We start from the raw sequence: 6,602 nt of genomic DNA, 5'->3' as shown, positions 1-6,602 counted from the left end.
GAAATATGGGGGGGGGGGTGGGGGGGGGGTGGGGGGGAAGGGGTGGGGAAAGGTGTTGAAAAATGGGGCGGTTCCCCATATTATTAATGACGTCGACAGGCGGGGTGGTTCCCCGCGTACGTGCCATCTGAGTAACCGAGGGGAGGGCGCACATGGGAATGACTGGTGCATACGAGCGCAATCTCGATGCAAAAGGTCGTCTGTCCTTGCCTGCACCCCTTCGCGAGGAGCTTGGAGAGCACGTTCGCGTGTTCAAAGCCCTGGATGTCGATGCTCTGTACGTGTTCTCTGCCGAGGCCTTCGATAAGTGGGTCGAAGGACTCTTCGCGGGTCGTGAGGGCCACGAGGGTTTTAACCCGCGTGACATTAATGACCAGAAGCTCATGAGGGCGATCAACAAGCGCACCACGTCGATGGACGTGGACAGCGCCGGTCGTATCGGTCTTTCCGAGTCTCTCCGCAAGCAGGCGAACCTCGACCGCGAGGTCACGGTTGTGGGCAACTACGACCACCTTGAGGTTTGGGACCGCGCTACGGCCGATGAGGACGATGACGATGAGGCCCTGCTGGACCTCTTCTTCTCGTAAGGGCAAGGCACGGGTAACGGATGGAGCGTGGGATCTTGACACAAGAATATCGGCATGAACCTGTCATGCTCGGCGAAGTGCTTGAGTCGCTGCGGCTAAAGAGCGGCTCCGTTGTCTGCGATTGCACCCTTGGCGGTGCCGGCCATTCGGTAAAGATGGCCGCGCAGGTGGGGGAGACGGGCCTTTTGCTCGGCGTCGACCAGGACGACATGGCCCTCGAGGCCGCTGGCGCCCGTCTGGACCGCGAGGTTCCCGGCGTTCCGCACCAGCTGCTGAAGGGCAACTTCGGCGACTTGGACGAGCTGCTTTGCTCGGCCGAGGTGCCCGGGGTCGATGGCTTCCTGTTCGATTTGGGCGTTTCGTCACCGCAACTCGATATCCCTGGCAGGGGCTTTTCGTATAACGAGGACGCCCCATTGGACATGCGGATGGATCCGGGTAATAACACCTTAAACGCAGCTGAGGTCATCAACACCTATAACGAACACGACCTCGCCCGGATTCTACGCGTCTACGGCGAAGAGAAGTTCGCCTCGCAGATCGCGCGCGAGATCGTGCGCCGCCGCGAGCAAGAACCGATCGAAACCACCGGCCAATTTGTCGAGATCATCAAGGCGGGTATCCCGGCTGCCGCTCGTCGGCATGGCGGACACCCGGCCAAGAAAAGTTTCCAGGCCATTCGCATCGAGGTCAATCACGAGCTCGATGTGCTCGAACGAGGGCTTGATGCCGCCACCAGGTGGCTCAACCCGGGCGGACGTATCTGCGTCATCTCGTATCACTCGCTCGAGGACCGTATCGTAAAGAACCACTTTAAGGAGATGAGCCAGGGGTGCACGTGTCCGCCGGAGATTCCGGTGTGCGTGTGCGGCAACGTGCCGATACTCAAGGTCATCACCCGCAAACCCTTGATTGCCCAGCCTGATGAGGTTGAGCGCAACCCTCGGGCGAGATCAGCCAAAATCCGCGTGGCGCAGCGTCTGTAGGCGCGACCGCGCGATATTGGACCTCCCGCTCGCACCATAAACGAAGCTTAAACACACTACCAACGTACTCGGGATGGGAGGCGGCATATCATGGGCTACAACACTTCAAGCGCAGCACTCGCCTATGATATGAACGCCATGCCCGCCTATCGTGAGACGCCGCAGGCCCCCGTTGCTCCCCGTGAGCAGCGCACGCCGCGCTTTGATGTCTACACGGGCGCGGGCCGTCAGGCAAACCAGGCGGTAAGCCCGGTTTTCATGAGCGTTCTTAAAACGTTTTGCATCATTGCGGCTATCTTCATGACGATCGGCGTCGCCCGCGTGGCGCTCGCCGGCGTTACGGCCCAGGTGCTCAACAGCAACGCCGAGCTTACCAACACGCTCGAAAAAGCGACCGATGAGAGCTCCGACCTGGAGGTCATGCATTCGGTCTATGGCGCCGACACGCGCATTCGCGACCTTGCGGGCGCTTATGGCATGGTGGAGCCCAGCGAGAGCGTTACACTTGACTTTTCGCAGGATGCAGCCGCGGGCGCCAACGCGACCGCGACCGCTCAGTAGCAAGACGGTAGCTGAGTATGACAAATGACTATCGCCGCGGTTCCGATGGGGGCCGCGGTTCTGGACGTCCCTCGTCGCGGGGACGTTCTGGTTATCAAGGAACGGGTCAGCAATCTTACAACGCCGGGCAGTCCCGTGGCAACGACCCGGCGTCGCGACTTCGCGGCTCGGGCGGCCCTCAAGTGCATAACACCAGGTCGCGCAAGAGTTCGTCGACCGAATGGCTCACAGGCACGCCTCTGCCTCGCCGCAAAGCCGTCATGGGCTTCATTGGGCTTGGCTTGGGCTTGGGCGTCTTTCGCCTTGCCGACTATCAAATTGTCGAAGCCGATAAACTGCGCGAGCGTGCCGATGCGCGCCGCCTGCTTGCGCAGACCCTCTATGCCAAACGTGGCACCATCTACGACCGCAACGGTAACGTGCTGGCGTCGTCGGTCGAATGTCGCAACATCGCCGTGAACCCCCAGCTCGTCGAGGATGTTGACAAGACGGTGTCGGCGCTGGTCAAGGTAACTGGAATCGATAAAAAGACCTGCCGCAAGCTCGTTGAGTCCGATGGAACCTGGGTGTATATCAAGCGCCAGGTGGACGAAGACGACGCTGCGGCGCTGGAGAAGAAGAACCTGCCCGGCGTGCTTTTTGAGCAGGCCATGAAGCGCGTATATCCATACGGCAATCTGGCATCGCAGGTGCTGGGTGTAGTGAATGTAGACAACGACGGCTTGACGGGTCTCGAAAAGCAATACAACAAGCTTCTGACCGGCACGAACGGTTCTCTCGTACGCGAGCGCGCGAGGGACGGCAGCTATATCGCGGGCGGTGCCTATAAAAAGGTGGCTGCGGTCGACGGCGTTGATATCGTGACGACGCTCGACGTCAATATCCAGCGTGCGGCCGAGGATGCCCTGGCAGAGGCTGTCGAGAAGACAAAGGCCAAGAACGGCTCGGCGCTGGTCACCGATCCTACGACAGGCGAGATCTTGGCAGCCTGCTCGTATCCGACCTACGACCAGACCAATTTGGAAAACGCCAAGACCGAGGATATGAACCTGCGCCTGGTCACCGATGCCTACGAGCCCGGCTCGGTCTTTAAGACGCTCGTGGCGGGCGCCGGCTTCGACTTGGGTGTCGTGCGGTCGAGTACGTCGTTTGAGGTGCCGGCGAGCATCAAGGTGGGCGACGATACCGTCACCGATGCCGACAAGCGCGACTACGCCATGACCATGGATGTGCGCGAGATGATGCGCCGTTCGTCCAACGTGGGATTTGTCCTGGTGGGGCGCAAGATCGGTGCCGACGACTTTGCCGCCTATGTGGACAAGTGGGGCATCGGTCACAGCTCTGGTGTCGATTTTCCGGGCGAGAGCCTAGGCATCGTCAAGGAGCGTGACCAGTATGACGGTGCCACGCTGGGCTCGATGAGCTTTGGACAGGCGCTGTCTGTCTCACCGATTGAGATCGCACGTGCCGTGGGCGGCATCGCCAACGGCGGCGTGATGATGACCCCGCACTTCTATAAGTCCAGCAAAGGCGACGAGAAGGACTGGGGCGAAGGCGAGCGCGCGATTTCGGAGGACGCCGCATCCCAGGTGACATCGTGCATGCAGACGGTCGTGTCGGAGGGAACGGGCGTTGGCGGCGCGGTTGACGGCTATGACGTGGCGGGTAAGACCGGTACGGCCGAACGTGCCGACGAGAACGGCGGCTACCTCAAGGAGAACTACATGTCGTCCTTTATGGGTTTTGCACCGGCACAATCGCCCAAGGTGCTGTGCTATATCACGCTCGACGGAACGCCGAGCGGCTCAGATGCCGCTGCGGTGCCGTTCCAGTCCATTATGGCCAACGCGCTCGACGTGCTGGGTATCCCACACACGAAGTAGGGGGTTACAATCTTTGGGGCGTGGTTTGTTGTCCCATATGAGGGGTGTTCACATGCCCTGCACCACGCATGCGCGGCGCTGGGATACAATACGCCGATAGCATTATTTAGGTTTACAGGGGAGCTGCAATGATAGAGATCGCCGTCAACAACCTCGCGGCCGCAACAGGGGCCCGAACCGTGACGGGAGAAGTCGATCGGGTATGCCGCGGGTGCGTTATCGACTCGCGCCAGGTCGAGGAAGGGACGATTTTCGTCGCCTTTCCCGGTGAAAACGTCGACGGCAATGATTTTGCTTCCCGTGCCGTCCAGTCGGGTGCCGGCGCCGTCGTGATGACGCGTGAGCCCGAGGCCGAGCTGGTCTCGCTGGCGCAGGACAAGGGCTGTGCCATCTTGCTGACCGATGATCCCGAGGAGTTTCTGCTGCGTTTGGCGCACGCGTATCGCCTGGAGCTTGGCTGCCTGGTCGTTGGCATTACCGGTTCCATCGGCAAGACGACGACCAAGGACGTTCTCGCCGCTGTGCTCGCCAAGCGCTATCGTGTCTGGGCCACCAAGGGCAATTTCAATAACCTGATCGGCATGCCGCTCACGGTGCTTTCCGCTCCGGCCGATACCGAGGTCCTGGTGCTCGAGATGGGCATGAACCATTTCCACGAGATCGAGCGCCTGTCCCAGTCCGCCAATCCCAACCTTGCCATCGTGAGCAAGATCGGCACCTCTCATATCGGCATTTTGGGCAGCCGCGAGAACATCGCCCGCGCTAAGGCCGAGATTGTCCAGGGCATGTGCGCCGCCGGCGACTATTTGCCGCTGCTGGTTTTGGGCGGCGAGGACGATTTTACGCCGTTCATTCGCGATACGTTCGCCCAGCCTGCTGGTATCGACGTGATGCTGGCCGGTGTCTCTGACGATGATGAGGTCCGCGCCCGCGACGTTCGCGTTGATGACGAGGGCCGTCCGGTCTTTACGCTCGATTTTGGTCAGGGCGAGACAATCGATACCATGCTTGCCATCCCCGGCGTGCAGTCCGTTCCTAATGCCGTTAAGGCCGCCGCGGTTGCCTATCGCCTGGGCGTGACGCCCGAGCAGATCGATGCTGCCTTTAGGGGTCTTACGATCACCGGGCACCGCCAGGAGATCAAGCGCGCCAAGAGCGGTGCACGCATCATCGACGATTCCTATAACGCCAGCGCCGAATCGATGGCAGCCGGCCTCGATCTGCTGTGCTCGCTTTCATGCACGGGGTCTCGCATGGCGATCCTGGGCGAGATGGGCGAGATGGGCGATGAGGCTCCTCGCATGCATGAGCTCGTGGGCGCCTATGCCGCCGCCAAGAAGCTCGACATGCTGGCGTGCGTGGGTGGTGAGCTGGCCCAGCTTATGGCCGATGCCGCGCGCATGATGGGCATGGACGAGGACCGCATCCAGGTGTTCTCCGATTATCAGCAGGTGCTCGACCGCATGGGCGGCGCGCTTGAAAAACATGATGTTGTACTGGTCAAGGGTTCCCGCTTTGCTGAGCTCGACCGCTTTGTGGAAGGTGTGTGCTAGCCCATGTTCGGCAATCCCTCGTATCCAACGTATCAGGCTTTTTTGGGGCTTGGCATCGCCGCAGCCATTGCGCTGCTGCTCATGCCGTGGTGGATTAAGCTGCTCAAGGTCGAGGGTATCGGCCAGCAGGTTCGTGCCGACGGCCCCAAGCGTCATTTGGTTAAGCAGGGAACGCCCACCATGGGTGGCGTTGTCATCCTCGTCGCGATCTCGCTGACCTGCCTGCTGATGGGCAAGCTCACCACCGAGCTCGTGCTCGTGCTGCTCGCCACGCTGGCGACCGGCGTGCTGGGCCTGATCGACGATCTGACCTCCGTTACGCATGGGCGCTCGCTCGGTCTGACGCCGCATGCCAAGATGATCGGCCTAACCATTATCTGTGTCACCTTTACGGTGCTTGCCGTCAACTGGTGCGGCGTCGCCCCCGAGATTCGTTTTCCCGGTGGGTTGACGATTGACCTTGGCGTGCTTTCGACTACCATCTGCGGCTATTCGTTCCCGTGGCTCTATATTGTCTTTTGCTGGCTGATGATTGCCGGTCTTTCTAATGCCGTGAACTTGACCGATGGCCTTGACGGTCTTGCTGGCGGCACCTCCATGATCGCCATGCTCGCCATGGCTGCCATGGCGTTTTTGCACGGAGACGTGAACCTGTCCATCTTCTGCACCGCGTGTGCCGGTGCCTGCCTGGGCTTTCTGTGGTTCAACTGCTATCCGGCGAGCATCTTTATGGGTGATACCGGCTCGCTTGCTCTGGGCGCCGCGTTTGCCTGTACGTCCATCATGACTAACACCGAGGTCGTCTCCCTCATCATCGGTGGCCTGTTTATCGTTGAGACCCTGTCGGTCATGATTCAGGTTGTCTACTTCCACTTTACGCACAAGCGCGTCTTCCTTATGGCGCCCATCCATCATCATTTCGAAAAGAAGGGTTGGGCCGAGACCAAGGTCGTCATCCGTTTTTGGATTATCGCTGCGGCATTTGGTGCCGTTGGCCTTGCTCTGTTCTTCCAGTTGGGATAGTGGTCTTTC

The 6,602-nt window shown here is 60.3% G+C and carries 6 protein-coding genes; all 6 read left to right on the top strand.

Going from position 1 to position 6,602, the window contains the following annotated elements:
* Nucleotides 1-152: 152 nt before the first annotated feature.
* On the top strand, nucleotides 153-587 hold the full coding sequence (locus DWW73_RS08840) for a division/cell wall cluster transcriptional repressor MraZ (RefSeq protein ID WP_035137949.1): 435 nt from the start codon (nucleotides 153-155) through the stop codon (nucleotides 585-587).
* Nucleotides 588-607: 20 nt separating this feature from the next.
* The gene (gene rsmH, locus DWW73_RS08835) at nucleotides 608-1,573 is read left to right on the top strand and encodes a 16S rRNA (cytosine(1402)-N(4))-methyltransferase RsmH (protein ID WP_117779363.1); all 966 of its coding nucleotides are present in this window, start codon (nucleotides 608-610) and stop codon (nucleotides 1,571-1,573) included.
* A 90-nt stretch (nucleotides 1,574-1,663) separates the two neighbouring features.
* On the top strand, nucleotides 1,664-2,134 hold the full coding sequence (locus DWW73_RS08830; RefSeq protein ID WP_022094483.1) for a hypothetical protein: 471 nt from the start codon (nucleotides 1,664-1,666) through the stop codon (nucleotides 2,132-2,134).
* A 182-nt stretch (nucleotides 2,135-2,316) separates the two neighbouring features.
* A complete protein-coding gene (locus tag DWW73_RS08825) occupies nucleotides 2,317-4,017 on the top strand; it encodes a peptidoglycan D,D-transpeptidase FtsI family protein (RefSeq protein ID WP_369833061.1) in 1,701 nt (566 codons plus the stop codon).
* Nucleotides 4,018-4,145: 128 nt separating this feature from the next.
* Entirely contained in the window at nucleotides 4,146-5,570 is a 1,425-nt protein-coding gene (gene murF / locus DWW73_RS08820) for a UDP-N-acetylmuramoyl-tripeptide--D-alanyl-D-alanine ligase (protein WP_117779361.1), read from the top strand.
* A gap of 3 nt (nucleotides 5,571-5,573) precedes the next feature.
* Nucleotides 5,574-6,593, top strand: coding sequence for a phospho-N-acetylmuramoyl-pentapeptide-transferase (gene mraY / locus DWW73_RS08815; RefSeq protein WP_089571579.1), 1,020 nt, complete (start codon nucleotides 5,574-5,576; stop codon nucleotides 6,591-6,593).
* Nucleotides 6,594-6,602: the final 9 nt, after the last annotated feature.

The organism is Collinsella sp. AF16-8, assembly GCF_003462695.1.
Taxonomy (GTDB): Bacteria; Actinomycetota; Coriobacteriia; order Coriobacteriales; family Coriobacteriaceae; genus Collinsella.
Note: the sequence above shows the minus strand (reverse complement) of the source record. Positions and strands in the feature narration are given on the sequence as shown.

Bases quoted from the DNA above. Each gene is read 5' to 3' on its own strand.
- murF (WP_117779361.1), top strand. From the start codon at position 4,146: ATGATAGAGATCGCCGTCAACAACCTCGCGGCCGCAACAGGGGCCCGA.
- rsmH (WP_117779363.1), top strand. From the start codon at position 608: ATGGAGCGTGGGATCTTGACACAAGAATATCGGCATGAACCTGTCATG.
- DWW73_RS08830 (WP_022094483.1), top strand. From the start codon at position 1,664: ATGGGCTACAACACTTCAAGCGCAGCACTCGCCTATGATATGAACGCC.
- DWW73_RS08840 (WP_035137949.1), top strand. From the start codon at position 153: ATGGGAATGACTGGTGCATACGAGCGCAATCTCGATGCAAAAGGTCGT.
- mraY (WP_089571579.1), top strand. From the start codon at position 5,574: ATGTTCGGCAATCCCTCGTATCCAACGTATCAGGCTTTTTTGGGGCTT.